The sequence below is a fragment of the Pseudomonas sp. FG1 genome, assembly GCF_034313875.1.
Classification (GTDB): domain Bacteria; phylum Pseudomonadota; class Gammaproteobacteria; order Pseudomonadales; family Pseudomonadaceae; genus Aquipseudomonas; species Aquipseudomonas veronii.
This window is the reverse complement of record NZ_JAVIWP010000001.1, coordinates 226,123-246,405: the sequence shown is the minus strand read 5'-3', so window position 1 is coordinate 246,405 and position 20,283 is coordinate 226,123. Positions and strand designations below refer to the sequence as shown.

General features: G+C 56.5%; 17 protein-coding genes. 8 read left to right on the top strand and 9 right to left on the bottom strand.

Annotation, left to right across the window (positions count from 1 at the left end):
* Positions 1 to 8: 8 nt before the first annotated feature.
* Together RGV59_RS01130 and RGV59_RS01125 are read right to left on the bottom strand one after the other, a co-directional pair.
* Entirely contained in the window at positions 9 to 683 is a 675-nt protein-coding gene (locus RGV59_RS01130) for a hypothetical protein (protein WP_076013784.1), read from the bottom strand.
* Positions 684 to 828: 145 nt separating this feature from the next.
* Positions 829 to 1,704, bottom strand: a complete 876-nt coding sequence (locus RGV59_RS01125; RefSeq protein ID WP_322246839.1) for a helix-turn-helix transcriptional regulator — start codon at positions 1,702 to 1,704, stop codon at positions 829 to 831.
* A gap of 102 nt (positions 1,705 to 1,806) precedes the next feature.
* Here RGV59_RS01125 and RGV59_RS01120 point away from each other — a divergent pair, with 102 nt between their 5' ends.
* The 6 genes from RGV59_RS01120 to RGV59_RS01095 all read left to right on the top strand — a co-directional run bounded on the left by RGV59_RS01120 (position 1,807) and on the right by RGV59_RS01095 (position 8,115).
* Entirely contained in the window at positions 1,807 to 2,082 is a 276-nt protein-coding gene (locus RGV59_RS01120; RefSeq protein ID WP_322246838.1) for a hypothetical protein, read from the top strand.
* A gap of 73 nt (positions 2,083 to 2,155) precedes the next feature.
* Positions 2,156 to 2,986: an HNH endonuclease gene (locus RGV59_RS01115; protein ID WP_322246837.1), complete on the top strand. Its 831-nt coding sequence runs from the start codon at positions 2,156 to 2,158 to the stop codon at positions 2,984 to 2,986.
* A gap of 153 nt (positions 2,987 to 3,139) precedes the next feature.
* Positions 3,140 to 5,404, top strand: coding sequence for a hypothetical protein (locus RGV59_RS01110; RefSeq protein ID WP_322246836.1), 2,265 nt, complete (start codon positions 3,140 to 3,142; stop codon positions 5,402 to 5,404).
* A gap of 3 nt (positions 5,405 to 5,407) precedes the next feature.
* Complete coding sequence (locus tag RGV59_RS01105; protein WP_322246835.1) at positions 5,408 to 7,012, top strand: nuclease domain-containing protein; 1,605 nt, start codon at positions 5,408 to 5,410, stop codon at positions 7,010 to 7,012.
* A 30-nt stretch (positions 7,013 to 7,042) separates the two neighbouring features.
* Positions 7,043 to 7,558 (top strand): hypothetical protein, encoded by a 516-nt coding sequence (locus tag RGV59_RS01100; RefSeq protein ID WP_322246834.1) that lies wholly within the window; start codon positions 7,043 to 7,045, stop codon positions 7,556 to 7,558.
* On the top strand, positions 7,555 to 8,115 hold the full coding sequence (locus tag RGV59_RS01095) for a hypothetical protein (RefSeq protein ID WP_322246833.1): 561 nt from the start codon (positions 7,555 to 7,557) through the stop codon (positions 8,113 to 8,115). Before RGV59_RS01100 ends, RGV59_RS01095 begins: the two co-directional genes overlap by 4 nt.
* A 575-nt stretch (positions 8,116 to 8,690) precedes the next feature.
* Here RGV59_RS01095 and RGV59_RS01090 read toward each other — a convergent pair.
* From RGV59_RS01090 to RGV59_RS01065, 6 genes are all read right to left on the bottom strand, one after another.
* Entirely contained in the window at positions 8,691 to 9,722 is a 1,032-nt protein-coding gene (locus RGV59_RS01090) for a WYL domain-containing protein (protein WP_322246832.1), read from the bottom strand.
* Between the two features lie 95 nt (positions 9,723 to 9,817).
* On the bottom strand, positions 9,818 to 11,908 hold the full coding sequence (locus RGV59_RS01085) for an AAA family ATPase (protein ID WP_322246831.1): 2,091 nt from the start codon (positions 11,906 to 11,908) through the stop codon (positions 9,818 to 9,820).
* Positions 11,909 to 12,209: 301 nt separating this feature from the next.
* A complete protein-coding gene (locus RGV59_RS01080) occupies positions 12,210 to 12,860 on the bottom strand; it encodes a HEPN domain-containing protein (RefSeq protein WP_322246830.1) in 651 nt (216 codons plus the stop codon).
* Between the two features lie 132 nt (positions 12,861 to 12,992).
* Entirely contained in the window at positions 12,993 to 13,331 is a 339-nt protein-coding gene (locus RGV59_RS01075; protein WP_130910758.1) for a YkvA family protein, read from the bottom strand.
* A gap of 82 nt (positions 13,332 to 13,413) precedes the next feature.
* On the bottom strand, positions 13,414 to 15,522 hold the full coding sequence (locus RGV59_RS01070; protein ID WP_322246829.1) for a dynamin family protein: 2,109 nt from the start codon (positions 15,520 to 15,522) through the stop codon (positions 13,414 to 13,416).
* Positions 15,519 to 17,120 (bottom strand): dynamin family protein, encoded by a 1,602-nt coding sequence (locus tag RGV59_RS01065; RefSeq protein WP_322246828.1) that lies wholly within the window; start codon positions 17,118 to 17,120, stop codon positions 15,519 to 15,521. The genes RGV59_RS01070 and RGV59_RS01065 overlap by 4 nt, the downstream gene beginning before the upstream one ends.
* A 238-nt stretch (positions 17,121 to 17,358) precedes the next feature.
* Here RGV59_RS01065 and istA point away from each other — a divergent pair, with 238 nt between their 5' ends.
* Together istA and istB are read left to right on the top strand one after the other, a co-directional pair.
* Positions 17,359 to 18,858 carry an IS21 family transposase gene (gene istA, locus RGV59_RS01060; RefSeq protein WP_102619021.1) on the top strand — a complete coding sequence of 500 codons (1,500 nt, stop codon included), beginning with the start codon at positions 17,359 to 17,361 and terminating at the stop codon, positions 18,856 to 18,858.
* A complete protein-coding gene (gene istB / locus RGV59_RS01055; protein WP_029241171.1) occupies positions 18,851 to 19,654 on the top strand; it encodes an IS21-like element ISPsy20 family helper ATPase IstB in 804 nt (267 codons plus the stop codon). Before istA ends, istB begins: the two co-directional genes overlap by 8 nt.
* A gap of 153 nt (positions 19,655 to 19,807) precedes the next feature.
* Here istB and RGV59_RS01050 read toward each other — a convergent pair whose 3' ends face one another.
* Positions 19,808 to 20,272 carry an acyl-CoA dehydrogenase family protein gene (locus RGV59_RS01050; RefSeq protein WP_322246827.1) on the bottom strand — a complete coding sequence of 155 codons (465 nt, stop codon included), beginning with the start codon at positions 20,270 to 20,272 and terminating at the stop codon, positions 19,808 to 19,810.
* Positions 20,273 to 20,283 lie beyond the last annotated feature (11 nt).

The window sequence follows — 20,283 nt, the reverse complement described above, 5'->3', positions numbered from 1 at the left end:
CGATGGGATTACGCTGCTTCACCGTTGCCGCGCTTGCTGGTGATCTTTACCGCTCGACCGAGCGCGAAGAGCGCCATGTCGATGTTCACCACGAATCCAGGTTCGGCATCCTGACGCTCTTTGAAGTGCTCGCAGAGCCAGCGTTTGTAGCGTTCGATGCAGGCGACATCCTTGTCCCAGTTGATCTTCTTGCGAATGGTCTTGATCTTGGAAAAGTCTGGGTCGTTGATCTGCTCATAGAGTTCGAAGGCACGAAGCACGTGCTGATCGACAATGGATTCCGAGCGATCAGCTAGATGCCGGCCGAACTGTCTGAATACCTGGCCTGGGCCGTTAGTCAGCGATGTTGGTCTGACATCGGCCGCACCTTTGATGATGTGCGCCACCTTTTGCAGGTCGCCATTTTTCCAGACCAGGGCGTAGAGCAGCTTTTCCAGAGGCGTTTCCAGTTTGGCGCTGAGGTCCGCATGCAAGCGAAGATCGTTGCCAACCTTAGTCATGAGGGAACTGATGTCGTGGTCCGTCAACTTCAGCTGCAATTCTGGGTACTTGTTGCGGTCCATCTGCCATTTTTCCAGCAGGGAATCGGACGTCAGTATCTTTTGCAGGTCGGACACTTTGTCGGCGTTCAGTATCTCGGTGAACGTGGTTTCCACCAGCTTCAGGGCTTCCAGATTATTCAATATCACGTTCTCTCGAGGGGTCTGATACAGAGCTTGATTCACTCGTGCGACAGATCATGTCACACTGCGTCAGGGCTCGGTATTTTTTGGAGTCGAGTGCCAGCGGCAAGGTTGTCGCGAACAGGGCAGTCGAAAGGGACCGGTATCAGTCATACAGCCAGGGTTTCAACTCCTTCAGGTTCTCCACCACGATCTGTTGCGCCTCTGGTTTCGGGTCCATGTTCTTTGGATCAATCTGATAGCGCTGCAACACATACTTGACCAACGCCTGGCGACAGGGAATCTGCAGTCGCCCATCGACCATCCCGAAATCCTCCTGGATTATCGCTTTTTGCATCACCGTCAGACGCTCATCGGGTTTGATGATGACGTTGACTTCGCTATTCCACTGGTCGTCGTCCGAGAGGCCATTCTCGGTCTCGCCGTCCATCAGTTCAGGAACCCCACGCAGTCGGCTCAGTACAAAGTCCCGGTACTCGCGGTTTTTTTCGCAGTAGGCGCGCACATGCCAGCGCATGCCTGTGTAAACCAGCGTATGCGGTGCAATGGTTCGCCCTTCAGGCTCGGGGCTGTTGAGCGAAACGTAGTCGATGTCCAGGCGTAGATGCTCCCGGCAAGCCTTGAGCAGTGGGCGCAGTATCTCGACCTTGATCGAGCGATCCGGCACCTCCAGCACTTTGGTATGGGCGTAGGCCAACGCCAGCCCCTCAACGTGTGGCGCTCGGGCATTGTTCTGGTAAAGCAGGTGCAGGTAGGCGCTGGCACTGTCGTCGATGAACAGGGGCTTGAACTGTTTGCCCGGCACGTACCCCTTGATCTGTCGATCATATGTAAGGTTTTTGGGCGCATGCTCGGTGATGTAGGTATTGATGTCCTTTGACGCCTGCTGGCGGCTGATGCCGAAGCTCTGCATCAAGTGCACCGTGGTCAGCCGGCCTTCCCACCAGGCGACGGTTTCTATCAGTCGGTAGCGAAGGGCGAGGTCCCAACGGACCTGAGCGATGGTTTGCTTGCGTTTCATGTCGCCTCCATGTGCGTGAATACTTTACCTGTATAAGTCTACATTCTGGACGTGTCGTTTAACACTACATATCGTGACTCTGGCAAGTTTGGAGTTGACGACATGAGGGACATGTTTATGGATGGTTTGGATTGGATAGCGTTGGTAGCGATGCTGATGCTGTTGATGATCCTGCTGATGCTTCTGGTGCAGTATCTGCAGACTAACAAAGCCTGGAGATTGCTTGAGCATTGGCATGCGACGACGAAGGAACGTCAGGCGCGGCTGAGCTGGCATGCCGAAGAAAATCGCGAGTTGAAATCGGCGCTGCGGGCAGAGAAGGCTCATGTGGAGCAGTTGCAGCGCAAGGTGGAGATTCTGCAGGCTTTGTTGCCTTAAGTGTGAGGCACGAGGGCCTTGATTCGAGGTTCTCGTGATTGGCGCCGATACGGTATTAACATCAGGAGGGCGCATGCTCGATTCGCTGGAAATTTGCAGGCTTCTGGAAGGCCATGGTTGCAGCTTGAAGTACAAAGAAAAGGCCTACGCTAGAGGCTATGAGCACCCTGCGCTTGAGTACCCGCTATTCGTCAAGCATAAAGCTATCGGCGCCGTCGGACTCCAACCATTGGTTTTGCACCCGGCATATCGCAAATCAGTGCATTGGGAGCAAATCAAGGCATTGACGCAGGGCGCTCCCAATGAGACCTATAAAAGCACCAGCCTGGAAGTATTTCCGCTCGCGCTGGATTCAACTAGCAATACCGGTATTGCGGTCAATTGTGCGGATGATGAAGACTTGCGCAGCCTGTTCGCAGTGCTTACCGGCGAATCGACGGCCATCGAGCAACGATTGGAAGATGAATTCAGCCTGATTGAGATATTCGAGCAATCATCATTTGGGCAGCAAATTGAGAGTACCGAGCGCGAAACCCTCATCCGAGCGCGAGTAGGGCAAGGCGTTTATCGCCACGCGCTGTTCAAGCATTGGCAAGGTTGCGCCGTCAGCGGTATAGCGCTCGCTTCCATGCTGCGCGCTTCCCACATCAAACCCTGGCGTGACGCGACGCATCTGGAGCGCCTCGATCCCTTTAACGGACTGCTTCTGACGCCCAACCTGGATCAAGCCTTTGACCAGGGGCTGATCACCTTCACCGACGAGGGCGATATTGTTATTGCGCAAACCTTGACCACTGAACTGCAACTGGCACTTGGGATTAACCCGCAATGCCGATTGCGTAGCCTTCATGACCGTCATTTGAACTACTTGGCTTGGCATCGTGAGCACGTATTCAGTGGCTAGTCGCTCATGTTAATCGTTTGCCCGAAAGATGATGGGTCAGGAGCACATGTCACAGGCTGGATTCTCCTGGGGTTGGTGTAACTCCGCATGCAAATATATAGCAAAGACGGTATTGGGCGCGGTCGCCCAACAGGACAATAAGGGGCATGGCTTGTGGCGGTAGATCTGAAGGATGACGCAAATCTCAAGGCAGCCTGTGAAGCAGTGTTGGCTCAGCATCGTGAGTTGTCGTGGTATCAAAACTGGTTGAAAAAGCTGTCAGAGTTCCTGCGCAAGGTTCAGGACGCCGATCAAGACGAGTTTTGCAGCCCCGCGTTTCAGGAGCAGCTATGGGAAAGTGAGGTCATCACTAAAACGGGCATGGGAACGGTCAAGGTGTCCGAGGTAATCGCCGACCCTCTCGTCGCCAAATGTCTTTGGAGTATTCGGGCATCGCTTAAAACGGGTGATGCTCACCTTCATGATCAAGTGCTCAAGGAAGGCTGGCGCGAGTTGAATCAACTAGTGGCCCCACCCCTTGTACGGCGCAACCCTCGGCTTAAAAAATATCGTCTGTTCGCCGCGCTGTGCCCAACTGAACTGACCACGCTTGCGCACTATCCGAAATTGCGTACTTTGGCGTCGTTGATAGGTGTGGGAAGCGCAGAGCGTGAGCTTTCTCTGCATCAGAGTGTGCTTGAGCGTCTGGACGATGTTTTGGGTAAGCGGGAAAAAGGACTGTCAACGCCGTCGCTGGAGCGCATGACTCTGCCTTGGCTGCTCTACAGGAAATTCGTACAGGAGCAGGAAGCCGAAGCCACGGAGATCGCTGACCCCACAACAGGCCAGGAGCGCTTGAATCCATTACCTGCTGAGCGTCGCCGCCGAGGCATGCTCGCCATTGGTGGTGGTATCGCGACCATCAGGGCGATCATTGAGTTCGCCAAAGAAGGGTGCAAACGAGAAGACCTGGTGGAGCACATGCGCTCGATCAACCCAAGTCACGCGACGTCGAGTATCCGAACTCAACTCAACTCACTCATTGCCGAATGGGGTGTTCTGCGTGCTCTAGGCGACGAGATCCATCTGACGCCGCGAGGTGAGGGACTGCTGGAGACTGGCGAGCCTGATGAAGTATCGGACTGGCTGCTGACCCGCGTTCTTGGGTTTGATCACATGCTCTATGCATTGCACAGCGGTCCAATGTCCGTCAGTGCGTTGAATGAAGCGTTGAGAAAGGTAAACACCGGGTGGACCAGCGATCGGGCATTGACCAGTTTGACCTTTTGGCTGCGTGCCCTGCAATTGGTCGAAACCCGTGCAGACAAACTGCAGCACCTGACCGAGCTCGGTGAGGCCTGGGCAGCGCAAATCCACTGGGAACCCCAATCACTTACTCCAGACCCTGGGGCTGTTTCAACCAGCCTGGTGCCATCCAGTGGCGAGGCTGTGCCGTTCGAGCGCCCCTCGCTGGAAACCATCCTGCGTAGTTTTCCCGAAGATATCGCCTTTCCGATCAGCCTGGTGGCTCGTCTTGATGCAGGACTCTGGAGTCATCCGCGCCGCCATTTTGCTGTCCTTACCGGGCTCAGTGGCGCCGGTAAAACGGTACTGGCTCGGGGTTATGCGCTGGCGTTGCACGAGGGGCAAAGCCAGCCATCAGAGGGACTGCTTACAGTCCCTGTCCAGCCTGGCTGGCATGATCCCTCTTGCCTGCTGGGTTACGTCAATCCATTGAATAGCGAGAGCTACGTACGCACGGCATTCGTCGATTTCCTGCTTAGGGCCAGTGCCGACTCCGAACGTCCATATACTGTTGTGCTGGACGAAATGAACCTGTCGCACCCGGAACAATATCTGGCACCGCTGCTTTCGGCCATGGAGACAGGTGGCCACATAGAGCTCCATGCTCAGGACAATGACATCAGCGGGGTGCCGGCGACCATCACGTACCCAAGTAACCTGGTGATCATTGGTACCGTGAATATGGATGAAACGACACATGGCCTGAGCGACAAGGTGCTCGACCGGGCGGCAGTGATTGAGTTCTGGGACATCGATGTTGAAGCGTTCCCCGGCTGGAAAACCAGTGCTTTGTCTGAGGCACAAATTACCAAGGTCCGTGACACGCTCAAGGGACTGGTCAAGGCCTTGCGCCCAGCACGCCTGCATTTCGGCTGGCGCACCATCCACGATGTCATTGGCTACATCGAGCAGGCCGGACGCGGCGGTGTGATTGATTTTGATGCGGCACTGGATCAAGCCATCTACGCCAAAGTCCTGCCCAAACTGCGCGGTGAAGACACACCTCGGGTTCAGGCTGCCTTCGCAGACAGCCGTACCTTGTTGCGGGATATGAAGCTGGAGGATTCGGCAACCAAAGTCGGCGAGTTGCTGGATGATTTGCGTTCTTTGGGTTCCGCCCGGTTCTGGCGCTGAAACATGGCGATTATCCGATGCGTTGACAAACAAGGCAGCATGTTTACCGTCAGCCCCGAAGCTTTGGCTTCGGGGTTCATGGAGCGCGGCACTTACTATTTCGAGATTGTCCCCGAGTCCCGCTTGTTTGTTGATGATGAACCGTTGGAGAGCTCGCGCCATGAGGCATTTGATGCATGGCGATGGGAGCCGGGTTTTTATGCGGGCAAAGTCGTCGCTGAGTTGATTGATACTGACGGCAAGGTTTTAGCGAGCTACCACTTTGATGTGGCTCCGGATCAAAACAAGCTCGGCGAGACTTCGTTTGCCGCGATGTTCGACGAGCTCCTTGCCTTCGATATACGTTTGCTGATGGGCAACGAATACGCCCGTTTGGAGGTGGGTCGTGAAGGTCTGACCAGCAATCCGCACCTGCAATATGCCCGACTGAAACGTTATGGCCCGGCGTTGTTGTCAGCTTTTACCGAAGTCTTGCGCAAGCCGCTGACACGGCTGCACCGAGAGCGAACATTACGGCCAGCGCATCAATTGCGTCGTATTGATCGCCAGACCCTGCGACGCGCCTTGCAAGACCCTGCGGCGACGGCGTTGCTCTATAACCTCGAACAGGCCAATACCAGCGGTGAGGTGTTGCACTTTGATGTGCCCACTGTGTTCGAGGACCTTGATAATCCGGCCAATCAGGCGTTGGCTGTTGTCCTTGGCGAAACCCTGCGACGCAGCCGTTACGTCATTGCCGCCTTGCAAAAGATCATTGATGGGGAGGGCGATACGGGGGCTCGCTCCGCGTTGACTCCTCGGCTTGGACGGCGGATTGAGTTCCTCGAAGGCTTGCACAGTGACCTTCGTAGAATTCAACGCAGGGAGCCGTTCTGCTCTCTGCGCCAGCCTCGAATTTCCGCTGCCGGGCTCAACGCGGTTTCCGCTCATCCTGCTTACGCTCGGGCCTATCGTCATGGATGGTACGTGCTGCGTCCTGGTATTGACGGCAGTAGCGAGGGGGAGCGCTTATGGATCAGCCCGACATGGGAGATATACGAGCGTTGGTGCTACCTCCAGGTGGTGGCCATGATGAAGTCGATCTATCCCGACCTGCAGTGGCGTGATCGTTGGCCCGGCACGAGTCTGGACTACATACGTTGTACCGGGCGAGGTATCGATACACAGGTCGATGTCTGGCTGCAGGTACGCTGTCCAGCGTTCGACCAGCCAGCTAGTCACGGATTTTCCAGCATTTCCGGGGCGCGTTACCCCGACATTGTTGTCACCGTGGAAAGCCCGGCGGGGAGCTCGTTCCTTGTGATGGACGCCAAGTACCGGGTTGAGCGCAAGTGGGTGCTGGAGGGCATGGTGTCTGCGCATTTGTACCGGGACTGCTTGCGTTGGAAGGGCCGCAAGCCGGATTTATCGATATTGCTGGTGCCTCGTGCAGGAGGTGCTCCCTTGTTGGAGACGATGACGTACCAGGAAGCCAATGGGGTTGGCGTCGCGGTGCTGAGCGTTGAACACAACGGATTGCAAGCGGTGTTAAAACCCTTTGCAAGGGGCTGCACAGATTCAGAACCAGTAGAGTTTCTTAGGGCCGCAACTCCTTTGCCTCTGAACTGAAACTTACGTAACGCTCAAAAAGGAAGCGCAATGACAACAATAATTACAAAGGCCCAAGCCGAGTTGGAGCTTGCACTCATGCAAGCCGAAAGTGATTCCATGGCCAGCAGCGATCTTTATATCTGGTTGCGCGAATGCGGACTGTCGCCCGAAATCGCCGTACGAGTCAAAGAGCTGCTCAACGTGACTCAGCGCATCGGTAACAAGGTTGTTTCCATCGGCAAGCTGATCGTAATGAAGTTGCGCGACTTCATTACGGCGCATAAGAATCTGGCCATTGGCACCGTGTTGGGTGCTGCTATCGCTTCGCTGATCGCTGCGATGCCGTTGCTCGGTTCGATATTGGCGCCATTGGGGGCACTGCTTGGCGTGACGATCGCGGCCACCGGTCATCAACGCGATAAGCATCCGGACGGGAACGGCAGAGGGGTGAGCCTGGAGGAGCTTCCGCAGAACCTGATCGAAATGGCCCGGACGTACTTTGATCTGTTCATTGAGACGCTCCAGATCATCATGGCTGAATTTTCTTCGGCGAAAACATCATGAGTCGGCCATCGAAGATCAGCAAAAAGCAGCTGCTCAAGGTCATCGATGAGCTTGAGCGTGCACCCCACGACCGTGTACGCATCCTGGGGGAGGTTGGCATCAGCACGCTCGGTATCGGCCTCGGTGCCGCCGCAGCTGGCGCGGTGGCGAGTATCGCGGGTGCGACCAGTATTCCGGTCCTCACCACCGCCGCCGGTTGGGTCGGTGTCACTGCCGTGGCGGCGACGCCACTTGGCTGGGCACTAGGCGCTGCGGCAGCCGGTGGTGTTCTGGCCTACGGCGTCTCGCGCTGGATTCGCGGCGGTGCGATGTCAGAGGGGCGCAAGCAGGAATTGTTGTTGGTCTATCAGGAGCGGTTGGCTGAGATGGAAACCAAGGAGCGCATGGGGGCTATCACGGTATTGGATAAGTCCGGGTTTATTTCGTCACTTCGCGAGGTGATCGAGAAAGATGTCATCAGTGCAGATAAGGCGCTGCGGCTGATTGAGGCGGTGGAAGGCGGGAAGATGGCGTTGCCTGAGGCTTATCGATTGGTGAATGGGCTCTTGCAGGAGTAGTGCGCACAGGAGGCAGTAGTCACCAGAATGCCGACTGCTTACCCGATCACGACACGTCTTGTCGCGCATGCCCCTCATGCTCGCCTCATCGGTAGACCGAATGGTTTACACCGATCCGAACCGCTTGAATCATCAAACCATAAGGGGCCGTAGCATGAAAAATATGTTCGCAGTTATTGGCCTCATCGTCGTTGTAAAAAAGGCTATGAGTTCTTCCGTGAATACAACGAGATGAAACAGGAGCTGGACAAACGCGCCGGTGATTCGGCCTGACACAGTACGGTGTCGGCTACTCCATTTTTTCAACTGCTGACAGGTGTAACTCTATGCCTTGGCCACCCCATCCCTTCACTTTCACCTGCCCCCAATGCCACTGGCGTACAACAACGGTGCCACTCAGCGATGCGCTGCGTGAGGGGATAGACTGGTTTTCCAACTGCCCCTCATGCCAGCACGCCGCTTTGAATGTCCGACCTGCTACGCGTCTGGAAATCTTTAAGGTCAGGCTGACGCGACCGTTCCGCTAAGTAGGCGAAGTGATTTTATCCTCCAGGCTGGAGCACCATCCTGGCGGATTACACCGAGCTCACCTTGCCTTCTTTATCTCCATACGCTGCAGCCGCCCGCCGCAATGTGTCTCCCATCTGCTGGCGCAACTCCGGCGGTTCCTGCACTACCAACGAATCACCCAATGACAAAATCCACCAGTGCAGTTGCCAGGTATTGTTGACGGTCGCCTGCACCTGAAAACCATCCGACATTTCTTCCAGCACCATGTCCGTGCTCAACGGCGTCTCTCGAATCAACCTTGCCTGGTGTTCGCTCACCCAGGCCTTGAGTTGGATCTTCTCCGGTTTGCCAAACTGCAAAGCGTCGGTGGCAAGGTAGGTTTGCAGTTCAAACGTCTCCAGCCCTTGGCATGGCGTGTCGAGCACCGTTATCGCACGAAAGCGATGCACCGCGAATTGACGGACATCGGTATACGGCGCGGCAGTGGCGATCAGATAGGTAATCAGCCCACGTTGGACAATCGCCAGGGGGTTGAGGGTCAGTTCACTGAGTTTGTCTGTGTGTGCCGAGTAATACTGACAATGAACTTGCTGCTCGCTAATCAGGGCGTGCTGCAGTGCCTCCAGCGTTTCTGCCTGGATTTCCGGAGCTCGAAGATTGAAATCCGGCCGAACGCTCGCAACTTTGTCGGGCCAGCGGGCGGCGGGGTTGCCGCCTTCGAGGCCTTTGAGTTTTTGCCGGGCATGCTCAAAGCGCGGTTCCAGCACGCTCAACATGCTGCCCGGAAGTAGCGGGCGCACGGCATCTTCGACCAGCGCCAGACTTACGGCTTCAGTCAAGGTGATGCCCTGCAACTCGACGCTCACACCCGGCTTCCAATACCAACCGAAGGGCGTTCCTCCATCGTTGCACTGCAACGGAAACACCAGGGACAGGTCACGCAGGTCGCGCTCGATGCTGCGGCGGCTGATGGAGTAGCCTGCGGTCGTCAGGCGGGTCAGCAACTCACTCACTGTGATACCAGGGGCGCGTTTGGGAAGCTGTTGCAGCAACTCCCATTGACGACTCAACGCGGTATGGGTCTTGGCTGATGGCAAGAGAAATCATCCTTGTAGTGTTGAAGCTGGCCTGTGGCTAGCGAATTTGCCAGGTTGTCTGCCTATCGGCGACAACCCGGCAACCTTTAGTCTGGTTAATGTATGAAACCGATTGGGCGCTGCTGCCCGGCGGATTTGAGTCGGCACTCGGCCAGCAACGCCTCCGCCAGCTCGTCGGCACTGGCGAATGGCTTGAAACGCCCTCGGCGCGCCACTGCCGCAAAGTCACCCGGGGTCAGATGCACCTCACCTCGCAAGCGATTGGCTGCGCTGTGCTGCGGGTCTTTCAAGGCCAGCGCTTTCAAGTGTGCGGCAAATAACGCCTGGGCCTGGGCGGTGGCCAGGTAGCCGAAATGTACCTTCAGATCGAAGCGCCGCAAGGAAGCCTCGTCCAGGTCTCGGATCAGGTTTGTCGAGGCAATGAACAGCCCTTGATAGCTCTCCATTTGCGTGAGCATTTCATTGACCGCGGTCACCTCCCAGCTCTGCCGCGCCTTGCGCCGGTCCTGCAAAAAACTGTCAACCTCATCGAGCAGCAGCACTGCGTCTTCCTGTTGTGCGCGCTCGAAGGCGCCCGCCAGATTCTGCTCCGTCATTCCGACATAGGGTGAAACCAGGTCGGAGACGCGCTTGACCATCAACGGCTTGCCCAGCTCTTGCGCCAGCCATTGGCCAAAGGCAGTTTTACCGGTGCCTGGCGGACCGTAGAAGCACAGGCGTGCCTGGGGATGGACACGTAGTCCGTCTACCAGGCCGTCAAGAGCATGGTCTGCGTTGATCCATTGCGGAGAGTAGAAGGTGGGCAAGCTGCTACCGCCGTCATGTTGCAGCTTCTCGAGACCCTGTGCTTTCAACGTTCCGTCGACGATGCAACGGATCGTCGTGTCCAGCGTCTTGCTCGCGCGGTTTCCTACGCTGCGGCCTACTCGCACGGCTCGCTCCAGCACCGCCGGTGTCACCTGTTCATGGGCACTGAGATGCTCTATCAACTGATCACTCAACTTGCCCCCGCCACACTCACGGAGCATCTGCTTGCGCTGCGCCAAGGGCGGGTTGGGGATCTCGATCACCAGATCGAAGCGACGTATATGTGCAGCGTCGATAGCCTCAATGCTATTGCTCAACCAGAAACACGGCAGCGCATTCTCCTCCAGCATGCGATTGATCCAACCCTTCTGCGAGCGACTATGAGCGTCGGTGCTGGCGGTTTGAAAGATGTCTTCGATCTCATCCAGTACGAGCAGGGCCCGTTGCGAGCGCAGCACGCTATTGGCCGCGCGCAGGGAGCACAGACGCTGTTTTGCATGCACGGGGTTGCCATCGCTGTCCGTGCAGGCCACTTCATAAAGCGCGCTGCTCAGGCTCTTTGCGAGCAGTCGACTGAGCTGAGTCTTGCCGGTGCCTGGCGGACCATAAAGCAGAATGTTCACGCCTTGACGGCCCTGTGCCAAGGCTTTGGCCAAGTAGCGTTCGGCGATGTTCAGTGGCTGTTTGATGTGTCGGTAGTGCTCCAGGCTCAGGCTGCCTGGCGGACTCAGGCGGAAGGCATAAGCAAACAAATCCAGTGATGTGCCTTTGCTGAATCGCAGCAGGCCGGGAAGCTCCTGATTACTCACCGATAACATCGAACTCAGTGCTGTTGAGGCGCGGGAATTGCTCCCCACCTCCAGCAAGCCCGCCCGGATCAGGGGGCTATTACTCGCCAGGCAGGCCTCGACCTCGGGGAGTTGCAGGCCCAACAATACCGCGAGGACTTTCATGGCACGGTTGAATCCCACCATGCCCAACTGATCGGTAGCATCACAGAGCACCGGGTCGATATGCATCAGTACGCAGAAACCCAGTACCCGCAACTCTGCCTCTTCCAGTCCCAACAATGTCCCCAATGCCTCCAGATTGCTCCCCAGGCGATCCGGGTAGGGTGTATCCGGATTGCTTGCCTCGAAAGCGCGAGCGGCTCGACGCAGGGCCGACAAGGCCTGCGGTGGGCTGTACTCGTCTCGGTCTACCCATTTGGCCAGGCCAACCTCACGGGCCAGATCATCATCGTTGAACCCGTGTCGACTGATTAAATTCCGATGCCCCCCCAGGTCCAGCAGCAGTTGGAAACTCCACTTCAGCGAGAGTGCACAAGTGTCGGCAGCGCGGCGGCTGTCGTGGGCGAAGGGGGTGAGTCGGGTACCCATGCTGAATCTCCTGATGCTGTGGAGGAGGCAGGATGGGATGAGGGCTGGTCAGAATGTGTCGTGGTAACAGTGGTCAGTGAGTGTTCAGGCTCGACACAATCTGTCGTGCCTGACTCTTAGTCTGGAATCCACAAAATGGACCAGAGAGGGATGAGCAATGCTGAAGAATGTGCTGGCAACAGTGGGTCTGGTCGTGGTGCTCAAAAAGAGCTTTGATCTGTACCAGAAGTACAAGCAAATGGAACGAGAGAACGATATTTAGCGTAAGGCAGCCACTGGCGGGGATTGATTCCCTTTCCACTCAAGCCTGCACGACCGGATAGCATGCGTCCCCCCAGAGCGTGTCGGGATTTTCCAGCATCAGATGGATGATTAACGGCACCAACTTGCCAAGCAGCTTCCCGCAATCGCGCAATTGTGGTCGGTTGATACTGCTATCCCAGGTCGCACCGCCGTGCATGATCTGATTGCGCAAGGTGTAGATGCGATTGAACAGCACCGCGAGTAAATCGGCAGTATCGCGTTGTGCCAGAGCGGACTGTGCTCTGCGTCGGCCGTCGGCGAAACGTTCGCTCCATTGTTGCTCGGTGATCTTGCCATTCTGGTGATCCCAGAAGCTCTGAAAAACGTATGGGTTATCCAGCAGCACACGGATGCTTCCGGAAAACTCGGACCATACCAGCGTCTCTATCTGCCGCTCGCGATCTAGATCGCAAAGCTTGCGCAGAAAGGCACGGAAGGTTTCCTGTTCGGATAACCGATAGTTCTCGTCGATGTCAGTTGCGTAGGCGGCGTTGAAGGCAATCCACAGGAAAACGAAACGACCGTCGGGATCATCAGCTTGTTCGGCGCGTTGCAACCAGCTCAAGGACCGATGCACACGCAATGTCAGGTTGACGTGATGGTTGTCGCGTTCAAGTCGGTGACGCGCCTTGAGGGTTTGGTAATCCATGAGATTGACTCTTCAGGAGAGATGGAATGGGGTGTGTCATGGTTTGTGGCCATGCCATGACGCTGACGGTTGCACCTGTTTATGCTGAAGCCTTACCCCAAGCGGGACCTGTAGTAAGGCTTCCCGGTCAGATCAGGAAAACCACTGCTTCAGTGTTTCCTTCGCCTTGGTCACGTGTTCTGCCTTGATATGAGTAGCGGTCGCTGCCAACGCTGCGCACAACACGCCGATGTCGTCGGTGTAGCCCACGATTGGCGTGATGTCGGGGATGACGTCGATCGGAGAGATGAAATAGCCGAGCGCACCATAAATGGTGGTTTTTGCCCAGGTGGGCGTGTCTGAGTCGGTTGCGGCGTAGTACATCTTCAGTGCGGGTTCTAGTGCCGCCTCGCCAGCGGACTTCGCATAGTTTTTAACTTTGTCCCAGAACGAGTCGTCTGAGTAATCCTTTTCAAATGCGTTGTCTGACATGGGTTTCTCTCTACGGTCATTGGTTTTGACGAGGGTTGTGTGATCAAGATGGACGGTGAAGTGGCTTTCGCCAAACCCGCCTCTATACCTCTGTTTCGGGCACTTCCGCAGTCAGCCGGACGGCATTGCTGAAGTCCTCGAACAGACGTCGTGACTCCTTGAGCCAACGCTCCAATGGTGCTGTATCCAGTTTGCTGTCGAGTTTGTCGATGGGGCCGAGCATTCGCTCATAAACATCCTTGCCACCGATTTCCAGGCTGTCGAGTCGTAGTCCGTTGATGGCGGTTTTTTGTGCACGCATCGCGCTGATATCTGCCTGTATGGCATCGTCATACATCGAGAAAACTTCGCGCAGTCGCCCATCGAGGTGTTGCCGCGCATCACCTTGTAGGTTGATCCGGGAGAAATACTCCAGAAGTGGCACGTCTCGATAAGCCACTTCGTTGCGCAGGGTGGAGCTGTACGCACTGATCCCGACAACCGCAATTCCCTCGGATTGCAGGATGTCCTGGACCTCATCCATGACGTACTCGATGTCGTCTTCGGACTTGAGGTCGGCCTTGGTCAGAACGACATAGACCGACCGCTGCTCGACGCCAATCTGTTGGATAAAGTCCAGGTCTGAGTCAGGCACCGTGCCGTTGGAGTCGAGGCCGATCAGCCAGATGATCGCGTCGGACTGCTGCGCAAACTGGATGGCAGTGCGTTTGTCACCCTGACTGTGTTCGGCCGCCGTCGCCGGTGGGTTGTAGCCGGGCGTGTCGATGAAGCAAATGTTGCTGAAGTAGTCAGGGTTCATCTGAACACCCACGCACATGAACGGCATCAGGCTCTTCAAGTCGAAACTGAACGAGTTGATGAAGGCATGGGAGATGCTTTTGTAGAAGTCCACATCCAGTTTGATATGGCCACCGTTCGCGGAGTACCCGCGAATCATCCGTTCATCAGTCGCCAGCACGTAGCTGGGGATAGCGGTGACTGGCTGCATACCGACCGCCAGGCGCACCTCGGGGTCACGGATGAAACTGTTGATGAACTCGGACTTGCCGCTGCTGAAGCCACCGACAATGCCGACGATGGTGCGCTCATGAACGTCTGGAAAGCCTACGAGCAAGGCCAGTTCCTGCTGGATCGACTGCAACATTGTGAGGGCCTTGGCTTCGGCGGCCAGGGACGATTCATTGTCTGCGAACACCATGTAATCGTTCGCCAACAACTCTCTGAAACGGGCCAGGCCAGCGCTTTCCCGAGGGCGAGCCGCGAGCAGCCGGGAGATGAGCTGGAAGCGCGTCCAGGTGTCCCCGTGGCGCTGATTCAACGCCTGAAATTCGTTTGCCAACTGAACGTGCTGTTGTTGTTCCTCTTCATGGATCTGTTGCAGTGTTTCGTGCGCCTTGACGCTGGCGTGCAGTTCCAGGCTCGTCTGTTCCAGCGTCTGCTCAAGAGCCTGGCGTTGCGACTCTACACTGTTGCGTTCCTGTTCCAGTCGGGCATGTTGCATCGACAGGCTGTCGAAGCGCTCGCGCGCCTGTTCCTGGTCGCGTTGATGCTGGTCGATGGCCTTTTCCAGCGACTGCTGCACACCTTCGAGTGTCTGTCGGGTGTTGGTCAGCTCGGCAGCGGTGCTGGTCTGGCGCTCGGTCAGTTGTCCATGTTCCGCTGTCAGTGTTTTAAGGCGCTCCAGGGTGTTCTGCTGCTCATGGGTCAGTGCCTCGTGACGCTGATCCGCCGCCTTGAGCGCTTCGGCACCGGCTTGCAGTTCAAGGCGCGCTTGCTCGAGGTTTTGTTCGAGGACCTGGCGAGCGTCCTCAATGCTGTTACGTTCCTGCACCAGTTGCGCATGCCGCGTCGACAAGGTGTCGAAGCGCAGCCGCGCCGTCTGCAGCGCGTGCATATGCTGAGTATTGGCCTGCTCCAGCGACTGCTGCACCCCGTGCAAGGCTTGCCGGGTGTCGGTCAGCTCGGCGGCGGTGCTGGCCTGGCGCTCGGTCAGTTGCCCATGGTCGGTAGTCAGTGCCTCAAGACGCGCCACTGTGCCCTGATATTCGCGGGTCAACGCATCGTGTTGATCATCCGCAACCTTGAGTGTTTCGACCACACCGTCGCGCAGCAGCTTGCGACGCCGGATGAACAATTGGCCGAGTTTATCAAGTTGGGTCATCAGCACAGGAGGAAACAGTTCAGTCTTCATGCCGCCTCCAGTTCCTTGGCCATGCGTTGCAGGCGGTCGAGGGTCAGAAGTGCATTGCCGACCTGTTCTTCCAGCTGTTCCATACGTGCCTGCATATCCTGGAAGAATGCGTTGCCGTAGGAGGGTGAAAGCTTTTCAGTCACGTCATCCGTCAAATGACGGATTTGCTTTTTGGCCTGTCCCTTGAGGTCATCCAGAAGATGCCGGGCAGTGTGTAGGAATTCTCGTGCTTCATCGTCCAGCAGGTAACTGCCGGTGCCTTTGAGTTTGCTCAGTTCCTGGCTGCTGAGTTCAAAGACGGGGACTTTGAGACCGGCAGCCAGACCTTGGTTGGTTCGAATGATCAACGCCGTGTCCAGGTCATCGCCAAGGTGGCGCCTGGCGACCGCGGTCGATTCCTTGACCAGGTTGTCGCGAAACTTTTTAGTCAGGGCATCGCTTGTGCTCTTCAGGGTGCCTGTCAAACCTTCGGCAAACTCCTCCAGCTCATTGCAGACCTGGCGCCAGAACAACTTGAATACGGTGTAGTGGTGGGTTTCCTTGCCGCCACCCCAACCCCAGTTGGCAAATTTTGCAACGATGCTGTCGCGCACCACCTCTCTGGATTTCGACTCTTCACTAGCTGATGCACCGACCTCCTTAAGCGTGGAGCGATAGGCAGATTCAAGTTCCTTTGTGAGATCCTTTTTCAGATCCTCGCAAAACTCTTTTGCGCAATTGGTCAATACGCTATCGAGCTCGTAGGTGCCCACTACCATCAGGCTGTCCAGCTTGCGCCGCTGAGCCTTCAGGTCCTCAATATCGGCATTGCGGACTTCTTGATACTTGGCCTGGGTAAAGTTCAGCAAGTCGGCCCGGAACGCTTCCAGTGCCGAGGACTTGGCGCGGATCAGCTCTTCGCGCCGATCTTCGATAATGCGGTCCTTCTGCGCGCGGACACTGTCCAGCACCGCCCGCAGCGCTTCGGTGTTAGCCAGCAGGTCGAGATTGCCTCGGCAGCGTTCGGCATGCTCTGGCGTAAAGAAGTCAGGGTAATTCGCTTGAAGATTTTCCCACGCCTTCTGCTCGCCACTGTCCCATTCGTTCTGTTGGTCAAAACGTACCGAAAGGCTGTGGCACATGCCTGAGGTATGCAGGACCTTGCCGGCACCTTTATCAATTAAGTTGTCGAAAGTCGCACCGATCTCCGGATGCTGGACCTTCAAGCGTTGCAGGGTATCGACCATGTGCACGCTGAGCGTCTGGGTGATCTTGTCCAGCGCCCCCTGAAGCGTGGGTTGGCGGGTGTCGCTGCCATACAGCTGGTTGTCGACCTGGCTGGCGATCAACACCAGTTCCTGGACACCCTCTTTCTGGGTGATCCGGCTCATCATCTCGATGTCCTGCTCACTGAGAAACTGACCGGCAGGGCTGACGATAAAGACCACATCGCAATTCTTGAGCAGGGCTGTCGTGCGTTCCTCGCGAGACTGCACAGGGTCGTTCAAGCCCGGGGTATCAATGATGCGCACGTTACGCAATGAGTCCAGCGGCAGGAAGATATCGACGCTTTTGGTCAACGGCATGTAGTCGCCGCCGACGCCGACATAGTCCAGCAACTTGTCGGCTAATGACAGAGCATCAGTTGCCTGCAGGCGGCCCAGACTGTCGAGGGATTTGAAATCTACATTGGAGCTGCGAATGCTCTGCCACTGGTCATGGGCAGCCGCCAGCGCATGTTCTGTTGCCGCTGACCGAAAACTGACCCAGTAGAGGCTCTTCTGCCGACTGAAAACTGACCCAGGTGTTCAACTGCTTCTGCTCACTTTTCGAGCAGGAGAACACAGGGTGATCAGCATGGAAATGTTGGGAAAAATCCGGCGGATGTACTTCCGCGACAAGCTCTCGCTGCATCAGATAGCCAAGCGTACCGGGCTGTCGAGAAACACCATCCGAAAATGGGTCAGAGCGCCCGAAGCCATTCAGCCAGCGTACCAACGGTGCGCAACCTTCAATAAGCTCAGCCCTTTTCACGAGACCCTGGAGCAGGCGCTCAAGGCCGATTCGTTCCGGCCAAAACACAACCGCAGGAGCGCCAAAGCACTTTTTGAGCAGATCAAAGCCGAGGGTTATGACGGCGGTTACAGCCAGCTCACGGCGTTTGTGCGCTCTTGGCGAGGCGAGCAAGGCAAGTCTTTACGCGCTTTTGTACCGCTGACGTTTGCGCTCGGTGAGGCCTTTCAATTTGACTGGAGCGAAGAAGGTCTGCTGATCGGTGGTCTTTTTCGACGTATCCAGGTCTCCCACATGAAGCTGTGTGCCAGCCGCGCATTCTGGTTAGTTGCGTACCCCAGCCAAGGCCACGAGATGCTGTTTGATGCCCACACCCGTTCGTTTGGAGCGTTGGGTGGTGTGCCGCGTCGCGGCATCTACGACAACATGAAAACGGCTGTCGACAAGGTCAACAAAGGCAAAGGGCGCACGGTCAACGCCCGGTTTTCCGTGATGTGCGCGCACTATCTGTTCGATCCGGACTTCTGCAACGTGGCCTCTGGCTGGGAAAAAGGCATCGTCGAAAAGAACGTTCAGGACAGCCGGAGGCGAATCTGGCTCGATGCTCAAAACTGTATGTTTCACACCTTCGAGGAACTGAATGTCTGGCTCGGCCAACGTTGTCGGTCGCTCTGGAGCGAACTGGTGCATCCGCAGTACAACGGGCTGACGGTGGCCGAGGTCTTAGAGCTGGAGCAGGTCGAAATGATGCCAATGCCGACGGCATTTGATGGCTACGTCGAGCGTACCGTGCGGGTCTCCAGCACCTGCCTGATCAGCGTGGCGCGAAATCGCTATTCAGTGCCATGTGAGCGCGTCGGCCAGTGGGTCAGTAGCCGTTTGTACCCTTCGCGGATCGTGGTCATTGCTGACGAAACGGTGATCGCCAGTCACGAGCGCCTCTTTGATCGAGATCAGGTCAGTTTTGACTGGCAGCACTACATCCCACTCATCGAACGCAAGCCTGGTGCATTGCGCAACGGTGCGCCATTTGCTGATCTGCCAAAACCGTTACGGCTTCTCAAACGAGGACTGAGGCGTCACACCAACGGTGATCGAATCATGATGCAGGTACTGGCTGCTGTGCCAATTGCGGGGCTCGAACCTGTGCTGGTGGCGGTGGAGCTGGTACTTGAATCGGGAAGTCTGAGCGCCGATCACATCCTCAATGTCCTTGCCCGCCTGACCTCCACCGCACTACCTCCCAGTGTAGAAACCAGCCTGCAACTCAAGGTCGCGCCTGTTGCCAATACAGCACGCTACGACCGGCTCCGTGCGACCGATGAGGAGAATCGCAATGCGTGACCTAATGACTGAACTCAAAGAACTTCGCCTGCACGGCATGGCCAGTGCTTGGGAAGAACTGGTCTCTCAAGGAACAGCGTCGACGGCTTCATCGAAATGGCTGCTGGAACATCTGCTTCAGCAGGAACATGCGGATCGCGCGGTGCGCTCGGTGAATCATCAGATGAACATGGCAAAACTCCCCATGCACCGTGACTTAGCTGGCTTTGACTTCAGCGCTTCCAGCGCTGATGCCCGGCTGGTCAGCGATCTATCCAGCTTAGCGTTCACTGAAACGGCGCAGAATGTCGTGTTCATTGGCGGCCCTGGAACCGGGAAAACACACCTGGCCAGTGCCTTGGCTGTATCCGGAATCACGGCCCACAACAAACGCGTGCGCTTCTTTTCCACGGTGGATCTGGTGAATCTGCTGGAGCGTGAGAAGTACGATGGCAAGGCAGGGCGAATCGCCCAGGGACTGCTTCGCACAGACCTGGTGATACTGGATGAGCTGGGATATTTGCCCTTTAGCCAAAGCGGCGGTGCCCTGTTATTTCACCTGCTGTCCAAACTGTACGAACACACCAGCGTGGTCATCACCACCAACCTCAGCTTCTCGGAATGGTCGAGTGTGTTTGGCGACGCCAAGATGACCACCGCGTTGTTGGATCGGCTGACACATCACTGCCACATCGTCGAAACGGGCAACGAGTCCTACCGCCTACAACACAGCACCTTGGCCGCCCAGACAAAGATCAAGTCACGGGAACGAAAGCGCAAGGACGGAGATGATGTCGAGGACGATGAGCCATTTTGATCCGCACCATAAATACCCTGCTGCATGCCTACATGCGGTGGGGGTTGATGCGTCTTGAATCGGCCCACTGCTGCTAAGCTTATCCACAATTGCTGGGACAGAAATCAGCAATCCGTCCTGGGTCAATTTTCAATCGGCAGGGTGGGTCAGTTTTCAATCAGCGCCAACATTGCTGCCCTCAACGATAAAACCGTTAGCCGAGGGTAGCGCCCTGCATTGCATCTGGCTGAGATCGCTTCCGGCGTGTTCTTCGCTGATAGCCAAGGCGGTGATGATCCGTCCTTGGCGAATGCCAGGAAGGTAGCGCTGGATTTGTTCTTCGCTACCGAACAACTCCAGGTAGGCGCTGGCCATGTAGGCATGCACCCCAACCGACGCACGGATACCGGCGTACCCCAGCGCGCCCAGCTCTTCAAGGAACACAGCGCTTTCCAGAAAGCCTTCGCCACGCTGTGGCAAACCTAGCAGGCCGTGCTCGGCCAGGATCTGCCAGGCGTTTTCGCACAGATGTCCACGTTCTTCGGCAGCGTCTGCTATCGGCAGAAGCTGACTCTGCAGGATCTGGCGCACCTGTAGGGCGAAGTTGCGATGGCTGTCGCTCAGATAGGGGCTGGGCATAGTCGGTTCGC

Bases quoted from the DNA above. Each gene is read 5' to 3' on its own strand.
- RGV59_RS01125 (WP_322246839.1), bottom strand. From the start codon at position 1,704: ATGAAACGCAAGCAAACCATCGCTCAGGTCCGTTGGGACCTCGCCCTT.
- RGV59_RS01120 (WP_322246838.1), top strand. From the start codon at position 1,807: ATGAGGGACATGTTTATGGATGGTTTGGATTGGATAGCGTTGGTAGCG.
- RGV59_RS01115 (WP_322246837.1), top strand. From the start codon at position 2,156: ATGCTCGATTCGCTGGAAATTTGCAGGCTTCTGGAAGGCCATGGTTGC.
- RGV59_RS01105 (WP_322246835.1), top strand. From the start codon at position 5,408: ATGGCGATTATCCGATGCGTTGACAAACAAGGCAGCATGTTTACCGTC.
- RGV59_RS01100 (WP_322246834.1), top strand. From the start codon at position 7,043: ATGACAACAATAATTACAAAGGCCCAAGCCGAGTTGGAGCTTGCACTC.
- RGV59_RS01095 (WP_322246833.1), top strand. From the start codon at position 7,555: ATGAGTCGGCCATCGAAGATCAGCAAAAAGCAGCTGCTCAAGGTCATC.
- RGV59_RS01085 (WP_322246831.1), bottom strand. From the start codon at position 11,908: ATGGGTACCCGACTCACCCCCTTCGCCCACGACAGCCGCCGCGCTGCC.
- RGV59_RS01080 (WP_322246830.1), bottom strand. From the start codon at position 12,860: ATGGATTACCAAACCCTCAAGGCGCGTCACCGACTTGAACGCGACAAC.
- RGV59_RS01075 (WP_130910758.1), bottom strand. From the start codon at position 13,331: ATGTCAGACAACGCATTTGAAAAGGATTACTCAGACGACTCGTTCTGG.
- RGV59_RS01070 (WP_322246829.1), bottom strand. From the start codon at position 15,522: ATGAAGACTGAACTGTTTCCTCCTGTGCTGATGACCCAACTTGATAAA.
- istA (WP_102619021.1), top strand. From the start codon at position 17,359: ATGGAAATGTTGGGAAAAATCCGGCGGATGTACTTCCGCGACAAGCTC.
- istB (WP_029241171.1), top strand. From the start codon at position 18,851: ATGCGTGACCTAATGACTGAACTCAAAGAACTTCGCCTGCACGGCATG.
- RGV59_RS01050 (WP_322246827.1), bottom strand. From the start codon at position 20,272: ATGCCCAGCCCCTATCTGAGCGACAGCCATCGCAACTTCGCCCTACAG.